11 protein-coding genes are annotated in these 18,085 nt (G+C 71.9%); 7 read left to right on the top strand and 4 right to left on the bottom strand.

Translation table 11 applies throughout. The annotated features are described in order from the left end of the window. Window positions 1-53: 53 nt before the first annotated feature. The 3 genes from mmsB to chvE form a co-directional block, all read right to left on the bottom strand. On the bottom strand, window positions 54-1,289 hold the full coding sequence (mmsB, locus tag ACFWIS_RS38515) for a multiple monosaccharide ABC transporter permease (RefSeq protein WP_380462590.1): 1,236 nt from the start codon (window positions 1,287-1,289) through the stop codon (window positions 54-56). 3 nt (window positions 1,290-1,292) lie between these two features. After that, window positions 1,293-2,840 (bottom strand): multiple monosaccharide ABC transporter ATP-binding protein, encoded by a 1,548-nt coding sequence (gene mmsA, locus ACFWIS_RS38510; RefSeq protein WP_380462588.1) that lies wholly within the window; start codon window positions 2,838-2,840, stop codon window positions 1,293-1,295. A gap of 118 nt (window positions 2,841-2,958) precedes the next feature. Next, entirely contained in the window at window positions 2,959-4,053 is a 1,095-nt protein-coding gene (gene chvE, locus ACFWIS_RS38505) for a multiple monosaccharide ABC transporter substrate-binding protein (RefSeq protein WP_380462586.1), read from the bottom strand. A gap of 1,273 nt (window positions 4,054-5,326) precedes the next feature. On the opposite strand from chvE, the gene ACFWIS_RS38500 reads away from it, so the two are divergent. Beyond that, window positions 5,327-6,811, top strand: coding sequence for an arabinofuranosidase catalytic domain-containing protein (locus ACFWIS_RS38500; protein WP_380462584.1), 1,485 nt, complete (start codon window positions 5,327-5,329; stop codon window positions 6,809-6,811). A gap of 80 nt (window positions 6,812-6,891) precedes the next feature. Here ACFWIS_RS38500 and ACFWIS_RS38495 read toward each other — a convergent pair whose 3' ends face one another. After that, the gene (locus tag ACFWIS_RS38495; RefSeq protein WP_380462583.1) at window positions 6,892-7,860 is read right to left on the bottom strand and encodes an LLM class F420-dependent oxidoreductase; all 969 of its coding nucleotides are present in this window, start codon (window positions 7,858-7,860) and stop codon (window positions 6,892-6,894) included. A gap of 206 nt (window positions 7,861-8,066) precedes the next feature. Between ACFWIS_RS38495 and ACFWIS_RS38490 the strand changes: the two genes are divergently transcribed. The 6 genes from ACFWIS_RS38490 to ACFWIS_RS38465 all read left to right on the top strand — a co-directional run bounded on the left by ACFWIS_RS38490 (window position 8,067) and on the right by ACFWIS_RS38465 (window position 17,969). After that, window positions 8,067-11,096 (top strand): glycoside hydrolase family 2 TIM barrel-domain containing protein, encoded by a 3,030-nt coding sequence (locus tag ACFWIS_RS38490; RefSeq protein ID WP_380462581.1) that lies wholly within the window; start codon window positions 8,067-8,069, stop codon window positions 11,094-11,096. 433 nt (window positions 11,097-11,529) lie between these two features. Continuing rightward, a complete protein-coding gene (locus tag ACFWIS_RS38485; protein ID WP_380462579.1) occupies window positions 11,530-12,561 on the top strand; it encodes a LacI family DNA-binding transcriptional regulator in 1,032 nt (343 codons plus the stop codon). Between the two features lie 345 nt (window positions 12,562-12,906). Then, window positions 12,907-14,604 carry a ribulokinase gene (locus tag ACFWIS_RS38480; protein WP_380462577.1) on the top strand — a complete coding sequence of 566 codons (1,698 nt, stop codon included), beginning with the start codon at window positions 12,907-12,909 and terminating at the stop codon, window positions 14,602-14,604. Continuing rightward, window positions 14,601-15,269, top strand: a complete 669-nt coding sequence (locus ACFWIS_RS38475) for an L-ribulose-5-phosphate 4-epimerase (RefSeq protein WP_380462575.1) — start codon at window positions 14,601-14,603, stop codon at window positions 15,267-15,269. Before ACFWIS_RS38480 ends, ACFWIS_RS38475 begins: the two co-directional genes overlap by 4 nt. 13 nt (window positions 15,270-15,282) lie before the next feature. Continuing rightward, complete coding sequence (araA, locus tag ACFWIS_RS38470) at window positions 15,283-16,791, top strand: L-arabinose isomerase (RefSeq protein ID WP_380462574.1); 1,509 nt, start codon at window positions 15,283-15,285, stop codon at window positions 16,789-16,791. Window positions 16,792-16,880: 89 nt separating this feature from the next. After that, window positions 16,881-17,969 carry an aldose epimerase family protein gene (locus tag ACFWIS_RS38465; RefSeq protein WP_380462573.1) on the top strand — a complete coding sequence of 363 codons (1,089 nt, stop codon included), beginning with the start codon at window positions 16,881-16,883 and terminating at the stop codon, window positions 17,967-17,969. Window positions 17,970-18,085: the final 116 nt, after the last annotated feature.

Genomic DNA, 18,085 nt, shown 5'->3' with positions numbered 1-18,085 from the left:
GGACGGGCACGGTGACACCGTGCCCGTCCTGCTCCGTTTCCGCGACGTCCGGGTCAGGAACCGGCTCGGCGCTTGTTGTAGACGTCGAAGCCCACCGCCGCGAGCAGCACCAGGCCCTTGATCACCTGCTGGTAGTCGGTGCCGACACCGACCAGCGACATGCCGTTGTTCAGCACACCGAGCACCAGACCACCGATGATCGCGCCCATGACGGTGCCGACGCCGCCGCTGGCGGAGGCGCCGCCGATGAAGGCGGCGGCGATCGCCTCCAGCTCGAAGTTGATGCCCGCCTGCGGGGTGCCGGCGTTGAGCCGTGCGGCGAAGACCAGCCCGGCCAGTGCGGCGAGGACGCCCATGTTGGTGAAGGCGAGGAAGACGACCCGCTTGCTCTTCACCCCGGACAGCTTGGCCGCCGGCTCGTTGCCGCCGATGGCGTAGGTGTGCCGGCCGATGATCGAGTTGCGCATCAGGTAGCCGAAGCCGACCAGCAGGGCGCCGAGGATCAGCAGGACGATCGGCACGCCGTGGTAGCTGGCCAGCAGCAGCGTGAACACCAGCACGGCCGCCGTGATCACGGCGAGCTTGGCCAGGAACAGACCGAGCGGGAGCACCTCGAGCCCGTACGAGGCGGTCTGCCGCCGGCCGCGCAGCTCCTGGAGGACGGCGACGACCAGCACCGCGAGTCCGAGCAGCAGGGTGAGGTTGTGGTAGTTGGTGTGCGGGCCGACCTCGGGGAGGAAGCCGCTGCTGATGCTCTGGAAGCCCTTGGGGAACGGTGCCACCGACTGGCCCTGCAGCAGGATCTGGGTGCCGCCGCGGAACAGCAGCATGCCCGCCAGGGTGACGATGAAGGAGGGGATCCCCAGGTAGGCGATCCAGAAGCCCTGCCAGGCGCCGGCGAGGGCGCCGATCACCAGCGCGACCAGCATCGCGACGGGCCACGCCATGTGGTGCTCGACCATCATCACCGCGGCGGCGGCCCCGACGAAGGCGGCCAGTGAGCCGACCGAGAGGTCGATGTGCCCGGCGATGATGACGATCATCATCCCGATCGCCAGGATGAGGATGTAACCGTTCTGCTGGATCAGGTTGGTGATGTTGAGCGGCTGGAGGAGGATGCCGTCCGTCCAGATCTGGAACAGCAGCACGATCAGCGCGAGGGCGACCAGCATGCCGTACTGGCGGACGTTGCCGCGCAGCGCGCGGGCCAGTGCGGAGCCCACGGACGGGCTCGGGGCGGGTTCGGGCCCCTGCTGGGAGGAGTCCGGGATGATCTCGGTCTGGGCCATGCCTCACACCTGCTCGTTGCTGGATGCGGCGCTCATGGTCATGAGCCGCATGAGGGATTCCTGGGTGGCGTCGGCGCGGGCGACCTCGCCGGTGATCCGGCCTTCGGCCATCGTGTAGATCCGGTCGCACAGACCCAGGAGTTCGGGGAGTTCGGAGGAGATGACGAGCACCGCCTTGCCCTGGGCGGCCAACTCGGCGATGACGGTGTAGATCTCCGCCTTGGCGCCGATGTCGATGCCCCGGGTGGGCTCGTCGAGGATCAGCACCTCCGGCTCGGCGAAGATCCACTTGCTGAGGACGACCTTCTGCTGGTTGCCGCCGCTGAGCGTGCCGGTCCGGGTGAACACCGTCGGGGCCTTGATGTTCATGGTCCGCCGGAACGACTCGGCGACCCTGCTCTCCTCGTGCCGGTCGACCCGGCCGTACCGGGCGACCTTGCCGAGCGCGCTCAGCGAGATGTTCCGGCTGATGTCGTCGATCAGGTTGAGGCCGAAGTGCTTGCGGTCCTCGGTGACGTACGCGATGCCCTGCCGGATCGCCTCGGGCACCGTCCGGGTGCGGATCTCCCGGCCGTGCAGCAGCACCCGTCCGCCGCTCCAACGTCCGTACGAGCGGCCGAAGACGCTCATCGCGAGCTCCGTGCGGCCGGCCCCCATCAGGCCGGCGACGCCGACGATCTCGCCGCGCCGCACGTTCAGCGAGGCGCCGTCCACCACGGTGCGCTGCTGGTCGATCGGGTGCCGGACGGTCCAGTCCTCGACCTCGAAGGCGACCTCGCCGATGTCCGGGGTGCGCTCGGGGTAGCGGTGCTCCAGGTCCCGGCCGACCATGCCGCGGATGATCCGGTCCTCGGAGATGCCCTCCGGGCCGATCGCGATGGTCTCGATGGTCCGCCCGTCGCGCAGGATGGTGACGGCGTCGGCGACCCGGGCGATCTCGTTCAGCTTGTGCGAGATGATGATGCAGGAGATGCCCTGCGCCTTGAGCTCCAGGATCAGGTCGAGGAGCTTGCGGCTGTCCTCGTCGTTCAGCGCGGCGGTCGGCTCGTCCAGGATGAGCAGCTTGACCTTCTTGGCCAGCGCCTTGGCGATCTCGACCAGTTGCTGCTTGCCCACGCCGAGGTCGGCGACCCTGGTGTGCGGGCTCTCCTCGAGGCCGACCTGGCGGAGCAGGTCGGCGGCGTGGGTGAGCGTCCGGTGCCAGCTGATGATGCCCCGGGTGGCGTGCTCGTTGCCCAGGAAGATGTTCTCGGCGATGGACAGGTACGGCACCAGGGCGAGTTCCTGATGGATGATGACGATGCCGCGCTGCTCACTGGCCCGGATGTCCTTGAACCGGCAGGGCTCGCCCTCGAAGAGGATCTCGCCTTCGTAATCGCCGTGCGGGTAGACCCCGCTGAGGACCTTCATCAGGGTGGACTTGCCGGCGCCGTTCTCACCGCAGATGGCGTGCACCTCGCCGGCGGCGACGCTCAGGTTGACTTCGGAGAGCGCCTTGACACCGGGGAACGACTTGCTGATCGACCGCATTTCGAGAACGGGTCCAGCCATGGTTGTGCGTCCGTATCGTTCGGGGCGGTGCGGTGGGGGATCCATCGGGCGCCCGGGGAGTCCGGGCGCCCCGCCGCACCGCCGGTTCGGCGGGGGCCCGTCGAGCGGGCCCCACGGGCTACTTGAGCTGGTCCGCGGTGTACTGGCCGCTGTCGACCAGGATCTTCTGGTAGTTGTCCTTGTCGACGCTGACCGGCTGGAGCAACTCGGCCGGAACGACCTTCGCCCCGTTGTTGTACTGGGTGGTGTCGTTGACCTCGGGCTTGCCGCCGGTCAGCAGCGCGTCGCCCATCTGCACGGCGACCTTGGCGAGTTGCCGGGTGTCCTTGTAGACGGTCTGGGTCTGCTCGCCCGCGATGATCGACTTCACCGAGGCCAGCTCGGCGTCCTGGCCCGTCACGATCGGCAGGGACTTGGCGGTGCCGTAGCCGACGCCCTTGAGCGAGGAGATGATGCCGATCGAGATGCCGTCGTACGGCGAGAGCACGGCGTCGACGTGGGCGCCGGTGTAGGCCTTGCTCAGCAGGTTGTCCATTCGGGACTGGGCGACACCGCCGTCCCAGCGCAGCGTGGCGACCTGGTTGAAGTCGGTCTGGCCGCTCTGCACGACCAGCTTCTTCTGGTCGATGTACGGCTTGAGCACGCTCATCGCGCCGTTGAAGAAGAAGGTCGCGTTGTTGTCGTCCGGCGAGCCCGCGAACAACTCGACGTTGAACGGCCCCTTGCCGTCCTTGAGGCCGAGCTTGTCGGCGATGTACCCGCCCTGGAGGACGCCGACCTTGTAGTTGTCGAAGGTCGCGTAGTAGTCGACGTTCTGGGTGCCTCGGATCAGTCGGTCGTACGAGATGACCGGAATGTGCGCATCGGCTGCCTTCTGCAGCACGTTGGTGAGGGAGGAGCCGTCGATGGCCGCGATCACCAGCAGCTTGGCACCCTTGGTGATCATGTTCTCGACCTGGGAGACCTGGTTCTCCACCACGTTGTCGCCGTACTGCAGGTCGGTCTTGTAGCCCTTGGCCTGGAACTCCTTGACCATGTTGTTGCCGTCGTCGATCCAACGCGCCGACGACTTGGTCGGCATCGCGATGCCGATGAGTCCACCCTTGGCGTCGCCCTTGGCAGCCCCGTCGCCGACTCCGTTGGAGCTCTGGCCGCAGGCCGCCAACGAGAGCGTCAGGCCGGCCGCGACGAGACCCGCTGAAAGCTTCCGCACGTGTTTCCTCCATGGTGATGGTCCGCGACCGGAGCAGCGCACCCCTGACTGGGCGACTGGGAGCGGTCGAGCGGCGCCGACCGGAGCGGTCCTTCACGCTGTGGTGCGTCGGGGTGGTGGTAGCTCTGGCCTGGCGTGACATGAAGTGTTAACGCTAACAACGATGGCGTCAAGGGGGGTTAGATCACCGTTGGATCGCGATCCGCCAACGACTGCTCCGCGGGGGCGCGGGCCCTCGGCCGGGGGTACCCAGGGAAGTCGTGGGTGAACGATGGGTGAACATCGAGTGGTCATCGCGGGTGGGAACGCGCGGCGCCGGTCCCGCCGGCGATCGGGGAGCGGGCGTCCGTCGCTCCGGGGTCACCTGCCGGTTCGGGGGTGCCGGTGGCAGGGGTCGGCCCGTAGGCGTCGAGGGTCGGGCCGACGAGCTGGAAGCACGCGGCTCGATCGGAGGCGCAGCCGCCGGAGCCGTCGGGGGTGACGTCCGCACCGGGCCGCCCGCGATGGACGAGCCGCCGGAGTCGTCGGGCTCGGCCCGGCTGGACTCCGCGGCCGCGGTCCGGGCGGTGGCGGCCTCGCCCGTGCTCGCGCCGACCGGTGCGACGGTGGCGGCCGGCCCGGCGACGGCCGGGGCGGGCGGCGACTGCCGCATGGCATCGGAGCACCAGGTCTCCCTCTCGTGGGGGTTGCCGGAGCCGTGGACGGCGCGATGGCGGCGCGGGCGCACGTCAAGCACCCCCTGCATCTGCGGCGCGGACCGGGCCGGTGCCGGGCGGGGGAGCGGGTGGTCGGTCCGTCGCGCAGGGTGTTCGCGGGTGGGGGGCTCGCGGGTCGGGGCCCGGCGTGAGCGTTCGCCGGACGGCGGCGGCGCGTCGTGCCCCCACTGTCGCGAGCTCGGTTCCCTCTGCGTCCGCGGCTGCGGGTCCGGCTGGGCTCCGCGGTGCTCGCGGAGGCGGACGACGGCCGTGACGGACCGTCATCCGTATTCGGTCGCACCGGTGTCGGAGTGTGAGCGCTCGCCTTGATCACCACCAAACTCCTTGCAGTGGTGGGGAAGTGACGGATCATCGAGATTTCCGATCCGGATCGGCGCGTCCGCGGATTCCTCGTCCGGCGTGATGTGTCGAAGGTCTTGACGGGACACGGTCGGGGCGGGCACTGTCACCGGCCAGGAACCTCCATCTCCCGCCCCGGTCGCAGGCTGCTGTCGCGGGGCGGATTGTTAGCGCTCACTTTCCCCTTGGCCGCGCTCGACGATGAGCAGGGAGACACCATGAGTGACAACAACGGGACCACCCGGAGGCACGGCGCGCTGCGTCGCCTCGCCCGGGCCGGGGCGGCGCTGGCCGTCCTCGTCGGCGCCCTGGCCGGTGCCACCGCGACCAGCGGTGCGGCCCAGGCGGCCACCCAGCGACCGTGCGACCTCTACGCCGCCGGCGGCACACCCTGCGTGGCCGCGCACAGCACCACCCGCGCGCTCTACGACGGGTACGGCGGCCCGCTCTACCAGGTCCGGCGTGCGTCGGACCAGGCGCTGCGGAACATCGGCGCCCTGACCGCCGGAGGCTACGCCGACGCCGCCGCACAGGACGCCTTCTGCGCCGGCACCACCTGCGTGATCACCGAGATCTACGACCAGAGCGGGCGGGGCAACCACCTCACCCAGGCGCCCGGGGGCGGAGCCGCGGGCGGTCCCGACAACCTGGCGGACGCGACCCTGGCGCCCACCACGCTGAACGGCCACCGGGCCTACGGCGTCTACGTCGCGCCGGGCACCGGCTACCGCAACAACCACACCTCGGGCGTCGCCACCGGCGACCAGCCCGAGGGCATGTACGCCATCCTCGACGGCACCCACTACAACGGCGGCTGCTGCTTCGACTACGGCAACGCCGAGACGAGCAGCAACGACACCGGCAACGGCCACATGGAGGCGATCTACTTCGGCAACATCAAGGTCTGGGGCTACGGCAGCGGCCCCGGCCCCTGGGTGATGGCCGACCTGGAGAACGGCCTGTTCTCCGGGGCCAACACGGGATACAACGCCAACGACCCGACGGTGAACCACCGCTACCTGACGGCCATGGTCAAGGGCGCGCCGAACCAGTGGGCGATCCGCGCCGGCGACGCGCAGTCCGGCGGGCTGTCGACGTTCTACTCCGGGCCGCGCCCGAACGCCTCGGGCTACAACCCGATGCACAAGGAGGGCGCGATCATCCTCGGCATCGGCGGGGACAACAGCAAGGGCTCGGCGGGCACCTTCTACGAGGGCGTGATGACCTCCGGCTACCCGTCGGAGGCCACCGAGAACGCCGTCCAGGCCGACATCGTCGCGGCCGGCTACGCCACCTCCCCGGCGACCGCCACGGGAGCACTGCGGGGCGCCGGTTCGGGCAAGTGCCTGGACGTCCCCAACGCCTCCACCACACCCGGGGTACAGGCACAGATCTACGGCTGCTCCGGAGCGGCGAACCAGACCTGGAGCCACACCGCCGACGGACGGCTCACGGCGGACATCTCCGGCACCACGCTGTGCCTGGACGCGTACGGCGGCGGGACGGCCGACGGCACCAAGGTGGTGACCTGGCCCTGCAACGGCGGCGCCAACCAGCAGTGGCTGGTCAACTCCGACGGAAGCGTCACCGGTGCGCAGTCCGGCCGCTGCCTGGACGTCGCCGGGGCGGCCGTCGTGGACACGACGCCTGTCCAGCTGTGGACCTGCTGGGGCGGCGGAAACCAGAGGTGGACCCTGGGATAGCGCTCCGGTCGGGCGCCGGGGTGCATCACCCTGCCGGGCGGGTCCGAGCACCGAAGGTCGGCGCCCGGGCCCGCCAGAGGTCAGAACCCCTCGCGCAGCGCCGGCAGCAGGGTGTCCCGAGCCCAGTCGAGGTAGGCGGGCTGGCTGTCGCCGCCGACCTGGACCAGGGCCACCTCCCCGAACCCGGCGTCGACGAACGGTCGTACCGCCTCGACGAAGTCTTCGACCCGGTCGCCGCACGGAATGGCCTCGGCGACGTCGGCGGGGCGGACGAAACGGCTCGCGGCGGCGAAGCCCGCCGTTCCGGGCAGCTCGGCATTGACCTTCCAGCCGCCGCCGAACCAGCGGAACTGCTGGTGTGCCCGCCGGACGGCGGTGTCCCGGTCGGTGTCCCAGCACACCGGCAGCTGGCCCACCGCCGGCTTCCCCGATCCGCCGTGCTCGGCGAATCCGGTGATCAGGGCGGGATCCGGCTCGACGGCGATCACCAGATCGGCCAGCCGGCCGGCCAGCTCGCAGGAGTCCGGCCCCGACACGGCCACCCCGATCGGCGGCGGCCGGTCGGGCAGGTCCCACAGCCGGGCGCCGTCGACGTCGAAGTACCGGCCGTGACGGGTGACGTATCCGCCGTCGAACAGCGCCCGGATGATCCGCACCGCCTCGTCGAGCATCGCCTGACGCACCGGCGCCGCCGGCCAGCCCCGGCCGACCACGTGCTCGTTGAGGTTCTCGCCGCTGCCCAGACCGAGCCGGAAGCGGCCCTCGGACAGCAACTGCAGCGTGGCGGCCTTCTGCGCCACCACGACCGGGTGGTAGCGGAAGGTCGGGCAGGTCACGTAGGTCATGAGCGGGATCCGGGAGGTGGCCTGCGCGGCGGCGCCGAGCACCGCCCACGCGTACGGGGCGTGCCCCTGCTCGTCCAGCCACGGGAAGGAGTGGTCCGAGACCACCGAGAAGTCGAAGCCCGCCCGCTCGGCGCGCACGGCGTCCGCGACCAGGTCACGCGGGCCGCGCTGCTCGGTCATCATCGTGTATCCGATTCTCACCATGACCCTGCGCCTGCCCCGATCGCCGCAGCCATCACACCGGAGGCCCGGGTGCACGGTGCCCCCGACGGCGTCGAGCTGCGAGGTGGCCTCGTCGAGGAGCCGCAGCCGGGGCCCGCGCGGCATGCGCGGGCGATGGCGTCCCTTCCCGCAAGGCGCCTTCGATAGTACGGTCGCGCGCATCACCCGCGACCGTCGGAGGACTTCCCATGTCCACGCGCTACTTCGAGGACTACGCACCCGGTCACGGCAGGGCTGCGCCGCGGGCGGCCCTGGACTCCGACGCCCCCAGGATCGACCTCAACGGGGAATGGGCGTTCCGGTTCTCGCCGACCCTGCGGCCGGAACCGGACGGGTTCGAAGCCCCGGACTTCGACGACGGCACCTGGGACGCCCTTCGCGTCCCCTCGCACTGGCAGCTGCACGGCTACGGCCGGCCCGTCTACGTCAACCTCGCCTACCCGGTACCGCTGGACCCGCCCTTCGTCCCGGACGAGAACGAGACCGGCGACTACCGCCGCACCTTCGACCTGTCCGCCACCTGGACGGGCACGCCGGCCGTGCTGCGCTTCGAGGGCGTGGACTCCTGCGCCCGGGTCTGGCTCAACGGCCGCGAGCTGGGCGTCACCTACGGCAGCCGCCTGCCGACCGAGTTCGACGTGACCGGGCTGCTGCGCCCGGGCCGCAACGTGCTGGCCGTCCGGGTGCACCAGTTCTCCGCGGGCACCTACCTCGAGGACCAGGACACCTGGCGCCTGTCCGGCATCTTCCGCGACGTGTCCCTGCTGGCCCGTCCGGCGGGCGGCATCCGGGACGTCTTCGTGCACGCGGAGTACGACGCGCGGACCGGCGGGGGCCGGCTCCGGGTGGAGGCCGACGCGGACGCGCCGGTGAGGCTCGACCTCCCGGCTCTCGGGATCCACGACCAGCCGACCACGGCCGAGTTCGCCCTCGCGGCGGTACGGCCCTGGAGCGCGGAGGACCCACAGCTCTACGAGGCGTACCTGGCCACCGGCAGCGAGCGGGTCCGGATCCGGGTCGGGTTCCGGAGCGTGGCCGTCGACGAGGCCGGGGTGCTCCGGGTCAACGGCCGCCGGGTGGTGCTGCGCGGCGTGAACCGGCACGAGTTCGACCCCGATCACGGGCGGGCGCTCTCGCTCGGAGCCATGCGCCGCGACGTGGAGTTGATGAAGCGGCACAACATCAACGCGGTGCGCACCGCGCACTACCCGCCGCACCCGGCGTTCCTCGACCTGTGCGACGAGCTCGGCCTGTGGGTCATGGTCGAATGCGACCTGGAGACCCACGGCTTCGAGCACGCGGACCCGGAGCGCTGGCAGCGCAACCCCTCCGACGACCCCCGCTGGCACGCGGCCTACCTGGACCGCATCGAGCGGACCGTGGAGCGGGACAAGAACCACCCGAGCGTCATCCTGTGGTCGCTCGGCAACGAGGCCGGGGACGGCCGCAACCTCCGGGCCATGTCCGCGTGGGTCCGGGAGCGCGATCCGTCCCGCCCGATCCACTACGAGGGCGACCGGCTCAGCGAGTACACCGACGTCTTCGGCGAGATGTACCGGCCGCCGGCCGCCGTCGCCCGGATCGGCCGGGGGCAGCTGCTGCCGGGCGAGGTCTCCTACCCGGCCCGCGCCGGCTCCGGCGACCCGGCGGACGACCCGCGAAACCGCAAGCCGTTCCTGCTCACCGAGTTCGCCCACGCTATGGGCAACGGGCCCGGCGGGCTCGCCGAGTACCTGCAGCTGTGCGGCGAGTACCCGCGGTTCCAGGGCGGCTACGTCTGGGAGTGGATGGACCAGGGGCTGCGCACCCGCGACGCCCGGGGGCGCGAGTTCTTCGGCTACGGCGGCGACTTCGGCGAGGACCTGCACGACGGCAACTTCATCTGCGACGGCCTGGTCCTCCCCGACCGCACCCCCTCCCCGGGCCTGCTCGAGTACGCGAAGGTGATCGCCCCCGTCCGGATCGACGCCGGCCCGGAGGCGGGCACCCTCACGGTGGAGAACCGCTACGAGGTGCTGGACCTGTCCCATCTGCGGTTCACCTGGTCGCTGGCCCGCGAAGGGGTCGAGCTGGCCCACGGCGTACTGCCCACCCCGGAGCTCGCGGCCGGGGAGGCCGGCCGGTTGCCGCTGCCACGCCTAACCCCGCCGGGCGGTGAAAGCGGCACGGGCGAGCTCTGGCTCACCGTCCAGGCGGAGCTGGCCAAGCCCGCCGACTGGGCCCCCGAAGGCCACGTGGTCGCCTGGGGACAGGTCCGGCTCCCCGGCACGGTCCACCGCCGGCGGACCGGCCCGCCCGGGGCGGCCCGCAGCGAGGGCGAGCACGTCCTGCTCGGCCCCGGCCGCTTCGACCGGACCACCGGAACCCTGCTCGCCATCGGCGGGCTCCCCCTGCGCGGACCACGGCTGAACCTGTGGCGCGCCCCCACCGACAACGACCGCGCCTGGCACCAGCGCGACGCCGCCTACTGGAAGGACCGCGGCCTGGACCGGCTGCGGTACCGCACCGTCTCCGTCACCCCCGGCGCCCGGGGCATGACCGTCGTCGTCCGCAGTGCCGCCGCGGCGGGAAACTCCGGCTACCTCACCACCTACCGCTGGGACAGCGACGGTGACAGCCTTCGCCTGCGGGTGCACGCCGAGCCCGTCGGCCATTGGCCGGAGCGGGGCGACGACTTCCAGGACACCATGGTGGATCCGGCCCTCCCGCCGGAGGAGTACCAGGAGCTGGTCCGCAGGAACCGGTCCCGCTCACTGGCCCGCATCGGACTCGACTGGGAGCTCCCCGCCGACCGGTCCCGGGTGGAGTGGTTCGGCACGGGCCCGGGCGAGGCCTACCCCGACTCGTGCCAGGCGGTGCGCGTCGGACGTTTCCGCGCGACCGTGGACGAGTTGCAGACCCCGTACGTCCGCCCCCAGGAGAACGGCAACCGTGCGGACACCCGCTGGGCCGCCTTCACCGACGGGGCCGGGAACGGACTGCGCGTCGTGGGCGAGGAGCCGTTCCACTTCGCCGCACGCCGCTGGACCGACCGACAGCTCGACGGTGCACGGCACCACGGCGACCTCGTCCCCGGGCCGGTGATCCACCTCCACACCGACCATGCCGTCCAGGGCCTCGGCAGCGCCGCGGTGGGGCCCGGTGTCCTGCCCCGGTACCGGCTCGAACTCGGGCCGGCGGACTTCGCGTTCCTCCTGACTCCCCTGCGGCAGGGCTGAGACCACCGAGCGACCCTCCGCCGCACCGGAGTTCCTGGTGTCGGCGGAGGGCCGCTCCGTCCTCCGCCGGACAGCCGTGTCAGCGCCGTGGTCGAGGCCCCTCCGGGTGGTGGAGCGAGGACGAGGAGGCCGGGGGGTGGGGCGGCGTCGCGGACCCGACCCGGCAGACTCGCCCCGAGGATCCAGCACCACCCGGCCGTCGCGCCGGGCTCTCGGCAGGCCCGGCGTCCGGGCGCACCTCGGCGACCTCCGGAACGCGGATCACCCCGGGCCGGCCGACGCGACCGAAACACGGAGGTCAACTTGGCGGTTTTGGCAGATGTCGGCGTCCTGGCGGACTGGTATGAAGGGGGACCGCCTGCTGAACCGAGGGTGACGGATTGGCCTGGACCTGGTCGCGTACTGTGGTCCACAGTCGAGGAGGGGACTACGAGTGGGAACCGATAACGCCGGGGTGGAACAGCGCCAGCCCGTGATGGCGGACGTGGCGAAACTGGCGGGTGTCTCCCACCAGACGGTGTCCCGGGTGCTCAACGGGGCCCCGCACGTCCGGCCCGACACCCGGGACCGGGTGCTGGCCGCGATAAGGGAACTGGACTACCGGCCCAACTCGGCCGCCCGGGCCCTGGTGACCCGGCGGTCGCAGACCCTCGGGGTGGTCAGCTTCGACTCCACCCTCTACGGTCCGGCCTCGATGCTGGACGGCATCGAGCGGGCCGCGCGCAGCGCCGGCTACTTCGTGAGCGTGACCAGTCTGCGCTCCCTGGACGGCCGTTCGGTCCAGGAGGCCGTCGACCGGCTGCGTGACCAGGGGGTGGAGGGCGTCGTGGTGATAGCGCCGCAGACCTCCGCGGTCAGCGCGGTGTCCCGGCTCTCCAGCTCGGTGCCGCTGGTCGCGGTCGGGTCGGGCGACCAGACCCGGGTGCCCATGGTCTCGGTGGGCAACCGCTACGGCGCGGGAGAGGCGACCGGGTACCTGCTGGACCTGGGCCACCGCACCGTGCACCACCTGGCGGGGCCGACCAACTGGCTGGAGAGCCAGGACCGGGAGGAGGGCTGGCGCCTCACGCTGCAGGCGGCCGGGGCCCCCGTGCCGGAGGTGGAGCGGGGCGACTGGAGCGCCCGCTCCGGCTACCAGGCGGGGCTCCGGATCGCCCGGCTGCGCGACGTCACCGCCGTCTTCTGTGCCAACGACCACATGGCTCTCGGCCTGCTGCGGGCCTTCCACGAGGCCGGTCGGCACGTCCCGCAGGAGATCAGTGTGATCGGCTTCGACGACATTCCGGAGGCCGCCTACTTCACCCCGCCGCTGACCACGGTGCGGCAGGACTTCGGCGAGCTCGGCAGGCGGGCCTTGGAGCTGCTCGTCGGAGAGCTGGAGGGTGCCGCGTCCCCTCCGGCCCAGGTACAGGTCTCCCCGGAACTGGTGCTGCGGCGCAGCGTGGGGCCGCCCGCCCTTCGTTGAGCCGGGGGCCGGGGCCGGCCGGGGCCGGTGGCCGCGTTCACCAGGCGGGTACCGGTCGGCCAGTGCCTGTCCGGCTCTTCGGCTCCGCCCCGTCCACTTCCCTTGACATGCAGTTTGTTAGCGCTAACAATCTCTGTGAGCGTTAACAACAGCGCTCCTCCCACTCCGTCGGCCGGGCCACTGCATCCCGCTTCCGTGAGCCCGGCCGACGGCTTCGCGTTCCGCTGCCTCCCGAGGGTGGGGCAGCGGAATGAAGACTGTCGTCGGTGCGACCCGCCCTGCCCCGGTCGAGGACCGCACCGGCGACAGTTCACAACCCAGGCTTCCCGTACGAAGGATGACCACGTGACAGTGACCCCTGCCGCCCACGACTCCGACCAGTACGTCGTCGGCGTCGACTTCGGCACCCTGTCCGGCCGCGCGGTGGTGGTCCGGGTCCGGGACGGCGAGGAGATGGGTACCGCCGTCCACGACTACCCGCACGCCGTCATCGAGCACGAACTGCCCGGCACCGGCCGCCCGCTCCCGCCCGACTGGGCGCTGCAACACCCGGCGGACTGGCGCGAAGTGCTGCGCGTCGCCGTCCCGGCCGCGCTCGCCGACGCCGGCGTCGACCCCGCCCGGGTCATCGGCATCGCGACCGACTTCACCGCCTGCACCGTCCTTCCGGCGCTCGCCGACGGCACCCCACTGGCCGAGACGCCCCAGTGGGCCGCCCGCCCGCACGCGTGGCCCAAGCTCTGGAAGCACCACGCCGCGCAGCCCCAGGCCGACCGCATCAACGAGCTGGCCCACGCCCGCGGCGAGAAGTGGATCTCCCGTTACGGCGGCCGGATCTCCGCCGAGTGGCAGTACGCCAAGGCGCTGCAGGTGCTGGAGGAGGACCCGGCCGTCTACGGCGCCTGCGAGCGCTGGATCGAGGCCGCCGACTGGATCGTCTGGCAGCTCACCGGCGCCGAGAGCCGCAACACCTGCACCGCCGGTTACAAGGGCATCCACCAGGACGGGAGTTACCCGACCGAGGACTACCTCGCCGCGCTCCACCCGGACTTCGCCGACTTCGCCCGCACTCGCCTGGAACACCCGTTGTCCCCGCTGGGCACCCGGGTTGGCTCGCTCACCGCCCGGGCGGCGGAGTGGACCGGACTCCCGGTCGGCACCGCCGTCGCCGCCGGCAACGTCGACGCCCACGTGGCGGCCCCGGCCGCCCGGGCCGTCGACGACGGCCAACTCCTCGCCATCATGGGCACCTCCACCTGCCACGTGGTCAACGGCGCGACCCTCGCCGACGTCCCCGGCATCTGCGGCGTGGTCCAGGACGGCATCGTCACCGGCTCCTACGGCTACGAGGCCGGCCAGAGCGCCGTCGGCGACATCTTCGCCTGGTGGCTGCGCCAGGGCGTGCCCGCCGACTACCTGGCCGAGGCGGAGGCGACCGGCGAGGACCTGCACCGGCTGCTCACCCGCAAGGCCGCCGCCCAACCCGTCGGCGGACACGGCCTGGTGGCGCTCGACTGGATGAACGGCAACCGCTCCACCCTGGTCGACCACCACCTCTCCGGAGTGATCGCCGGGCTCACCCTGGCCACCCGCCCCGAGGAGGTCTACCGGGCGCTGCTGGAGGCCACCGCCTTCGGCACCCGCGTCATCGTCGAGGCCCTGGAGCAGGGCGGCGTCCCGGTCACCGAGTTCATCGTCACCGGCGGCCTCAAGAAGAACGCCCTGCTGATGCAGATCTACGCCGACATACTGCGCCGCCCGGTCTCGGTCGCCGACTCGGAGCAGGGCCCGGCGCTCGGCTCGGCGATCCACGCCGCCGTGGCCGCCGGGGCCTACCCGGACGTCCGGACCGCGTCCGCCGCGATGGGCCGGGTGCAGAAGGACGCCTACCGGCCCGATCCGGCCGACGCCGACGCCTACGACCGCCTCTTCGCCGAATACCGGGCCCTGCACGACCACTTCGGCCTCGGCGCCGACAAGCTGCTGCACCGCCTGCGTGACATCCGCAACGCCGCCCTCACCACACCGAGCGAGGCCCTGTGAACGCGACCATCGACCTCATCCGCCGCCAAGTCAGCGACCTCCACGGCGAACTGGTCCGCTACAACCTGGTGGTCTGGACCGCCGGAAACGTGTCCGCCCGCGTCCCCGGCGAGGACCTGCTGGTCATCAAGCCCAGCGGCGTCTCCTACGACGAGCTGTCGCCGGAGAACATGATCCTCTGCGACCTGGACGGCAACGTCGTCGAGGGCGAGCACGCACCGTCCTCCGACACCGCCGCGCACGCCTACGTCTACCGCCACCTGCCCGAGGTCGGTGGAGTGGTGCACACCCACTCCACCTTCGCCTGTGCCTGGGCGGCGCGCGGCGAGGCCGTTCCCTGCGTCCTCACCGCGATGGCCGACGAGTTCGGCGCGGAGATCCCGGTCGGCCCGTTCGCCCTGATCGGCGACGACTCGATCGGCCGCGGCATCGTCGACACCCTCAAGGGCCACCGCTCGCCCGCCGTGCTGATGCAGAACCACGGCGTCTTCACCATCGGCAAGGACGCCAAGGCCGCCGTCAAGGCCGCCGTGATGTGCGAGGACGTGGCCCGCACCGTCCACCTCTCCCGCCAGCTCGGCGAACCCCTGCCGATCGCCCAGGCGGACATCGACAGCCTGAACCACCGCTACCAGAACGTCTACGGCCAGCCCCAGGCCCGGTAAGGAGCCCACCCCCATGACCAAGCCACTCGAAGGCCGCCAGGTCTGGTTCCTGACCGGCAGCCAAGGGCTCTACGGCGAGGACACGCTGCGCCAGGTCGCGGAGCAGTCCCAGCAGATCGCCGAAGCCCTGAACCGCGAGTCGGCAGTGCCGGTCGAGGTGGTCTGGAAGCCCGTCCTGACGGACGCGGCCGCCATCCGCCGGATCTGCCTGGAGGCCAACTCCGCGGACGACTGCATCGGCCTGATCGCCTGGATGCACACCTTCTCCCCGGCGAAGATGTGGATCGCGGGGCTCGACGCCCTGCAGAAGCCGCTGCTCCACCTGCACACCCAGGCCAACGTCGACCTGCCCTGGCAGTCCATCGACATGGACTTCATGAACCTGAACCAGGCCGCCCACGGCGACCGCGAGTTCGGCTTCATCCAGTCCCGCCTCGGCGTGCCGCGCAAGACCGTCGCCGGGCACGTCACCGACCCTGTCGTCTCCGCCCGGGTCGGCTCCTGGGCCCGCGCCGCCGCCGGCCGCGCCGAGCTGCGCAGCCTCAAGCTCGCCCGCTTCGGCGACAACATGCGCGACGTCGCCGTCACCGAGGGCGACAAGGTCGAGGCCCAGCTCCGCTTCGGCGTCTCCGTCAACACCTACGGCGTCAACGACCTCGTCGCCGCCGTCGACGCCGCGGACGAGAGCGACGTCGCCGCGCTGGCCAAGGAGTACGAGGACAGCTACCGCCTCGCCCGGGCGCTTCGGGCCGGTGGAGAGCAGCACGAGTCGCTGCGCTACGCGGCCCGGATCGAGCTCGGTCTGCGCGGCTTCCTGGAGCAGGGCGGCTTCAAGGCCTTCACCACCAACTTCGAGGACCTCGGCGGGCTCCGCCAGCTCCCCGGCCTCGCGGTGCAGCGGCTGATGGCCGACGGCTACGGCTTCGGCGGCGAGGGCGACTGGAAGACCTCCACCCTGCTGCGCACCCTCAAGGTGACCTCCGCCGGGCTCGCCGGCGGCACCTCCTTCATGGAGGACTACACCTACCACCTGGAGTCCGGCCGTGAGCTGATCCTCGGCGCGCACATGCTGGAGGTCTGCCCGAGCATCGCCGCCGGCACCCCGTCCTGTGAGATCCACCCGCTGTCCATCGGCGGGCGCGAGGACCCGGTCCGCCTGGTCTTCGACGCCGAGCCGGGCCCGGCCGTGGTGGTCGGCCTCGCGGACCTCGGTGACCGGTTCCGGCTGGTCGCCAACGAGGTGGACGTCGTCGCGCCGCCGGAGCCACTGCCCCACCTGCCGGTCGCCCGTGCGGTCTGGAAGCCGCGCCCTGACCTGCGCACCTCCACCGAGGCCTGGCTGACGGCCGGTGCCCCGCACCACACCGTGCTCTCCAGCGCGGTCGGCGCCGAGGAACTGGAGGACCTCGCCGAGATGCTCGCCGTGGAGCTGCTGGTGATCGACGACGACACCACCATCCGCCGGTTCACCAAGGAACTGCGCTGGAACCAGGCCTACCACCGTCTGGCCCAGGGGTTCTGAGTCCCGTGACCAGCCCCCTCGACGCCCGCCGCCCCTCCGGCGGGCGTCGCCCGTTTCCCCACGGGCCCCGCAAGGAACGGAGCAACCCCGTGCCGAAAGACGCACTCGTGTCCCCGGGTGAACTGACGGTCTCCCAGGGAGTCGCCGCGACCCTGCCGGACGGGCAGTCCGTCACCCGCTGGACCATCGACTCGCCCTCGGGCGTGCGGGCGGAGGTGCTCAGCCTGGGCGCCCGCCTCCAGGCCCTGCACGTACCGGACCGGGACGGACGGCGGGCGAACGTCGTCCTCGGCTGCGAGCGGGTCGGCGACCTGCTCGGGGAGGGCGCGTACTTCGGCGCGACGGTCGGCCGCTACGCCAACCGGATCGCCGACGGCGTCCTGCCGCTCGACGGCACGACGCACCGGCTCACCACCCAGTCGACCGGCCACACCCTGCACGGTGGACGGGACGGCTTCGCCACCCGGCTCTGGGACGGCGTGCCCGTCCGGGAGGGCGGACGGGCCGGAGTGCGGCTGCGCCTGCACAGCCCCGACGGCGACCAGGGGTTCCCCGGAGCGCTCACCGTCGAGGTGACGTACCTGCTCGACCCGGCCGGCCGGCTGTGGATCGGCTACCGGGCGACCACGGACGCGCCGACGGTGGTCAACCTCACCAACCACACCTACTTCAACCTGGCCGGTGAGGGCAACGGCACGGTGCTCGACCACCTGCTGCGCGTCGAAGCCCGCGGCTACCTCCCGGTGGACGCCGAGCTGATCCCGATCGGGCCCGTCGCGCGCGTCCTGGGCACGCCCTTCGACCTGAGCGAGGACCGCCGGATCGGGGACCGCGTCGTCGACGGGGACCAGCAGATCCGCCGGGCCGGAGCCGGCTTCGACCACAACTGGGTGCTGGACGGGAACGGGTTCCGGCGGGTCGCCGCCCTGAGCCACCCGGCCAGCGGTCGGCGGGTCGAGTGCCTGACGACGGAACCGGGGCTGCAGGTCTACACCGGCAACCACTTCGACGGCACGCTGAGCGGCCCGTCCGGCCGCCCGTACCACGCGTACGCGGGCGTGGCGCTGGAGACCCAGCACTTCCCGGACTCGCCCAACCACCCCGAGTACCCCTCCACCGTCCTGCGCCCGGGGGAGGAGTTCCGTTCGATGACGGTGTACTGCTTCTCGGCCGAGTAGCCGAGTAGAGCCGAGTAGCCGAGCAGCGGACGGCAGGTGAGGGGGCGGTGGGGCCGGGGGGGCCCCCGCCCCCCCGGGGTTGAGCGGGCGCCGCGGCCCCCGACCCCCCCGGGGCG

This window comes from Kitasatospora sp. NPDC127060 (assembly GCF_042724935.1).
Classification (GTDB): Bacteria; Actinomycetota; Actinomycetes; order Streptomycetales; family Streptomycetaceae; genus Kitasatospora.
Note: the sequence above shows the minus strand (reverse complement) of the source record. Positions and strands in the feature narration are given on the sequence as shown.

What these genes read in the sequence shown, in the direction of transcription:
- mmsB (WP_380462590.1), bottom strand. Translation starts at nt 1,289, where the DNA reads ATGGCCCAGACCGAGATCATCCCGGACTCCTCCCAGCAGGGGCCCGAA.
- mmsA (WP_380462588.1), bottom strand. Translation starts at nt 2,840, where the DNA reads ATGGCTGGACCCGTTCTCGAAATGCGGTCGATCAGCAAGTCGTTCCCC.
- ACFWIS_RS38500 (WP_380462584.1), top strand. Translation starts at nt 5,327, where the DNA reads ATGAGTGACAACAACGGGACCACCCGGAGGCACGGCGCGCTGCGTCGC.
- ACFWIS_RS38495 (WP_380462583.1), bottom strand. Translation starts at nt 7,860, where the DNA reads ATGGTGAGAATCGGATACACGATGATGACCGAGCAGCGCGGCCCGCGT.
- ACFWIS_RS38490 (WP_380462581.1), top strand. Translation starts at nt 8,067, where the DNA reads ATGTCCACGCGCTACTTCGAGGACTACGCACCCGGTCACGGCAGGGCT.
- araA (WP_380462574.1), top strand. Translation starts at nt 15,283, where the DNA reads ATGACCAAGCCACTCGAAGGCCGCCAGGTCTGGTTCCTGACCGGCAGC.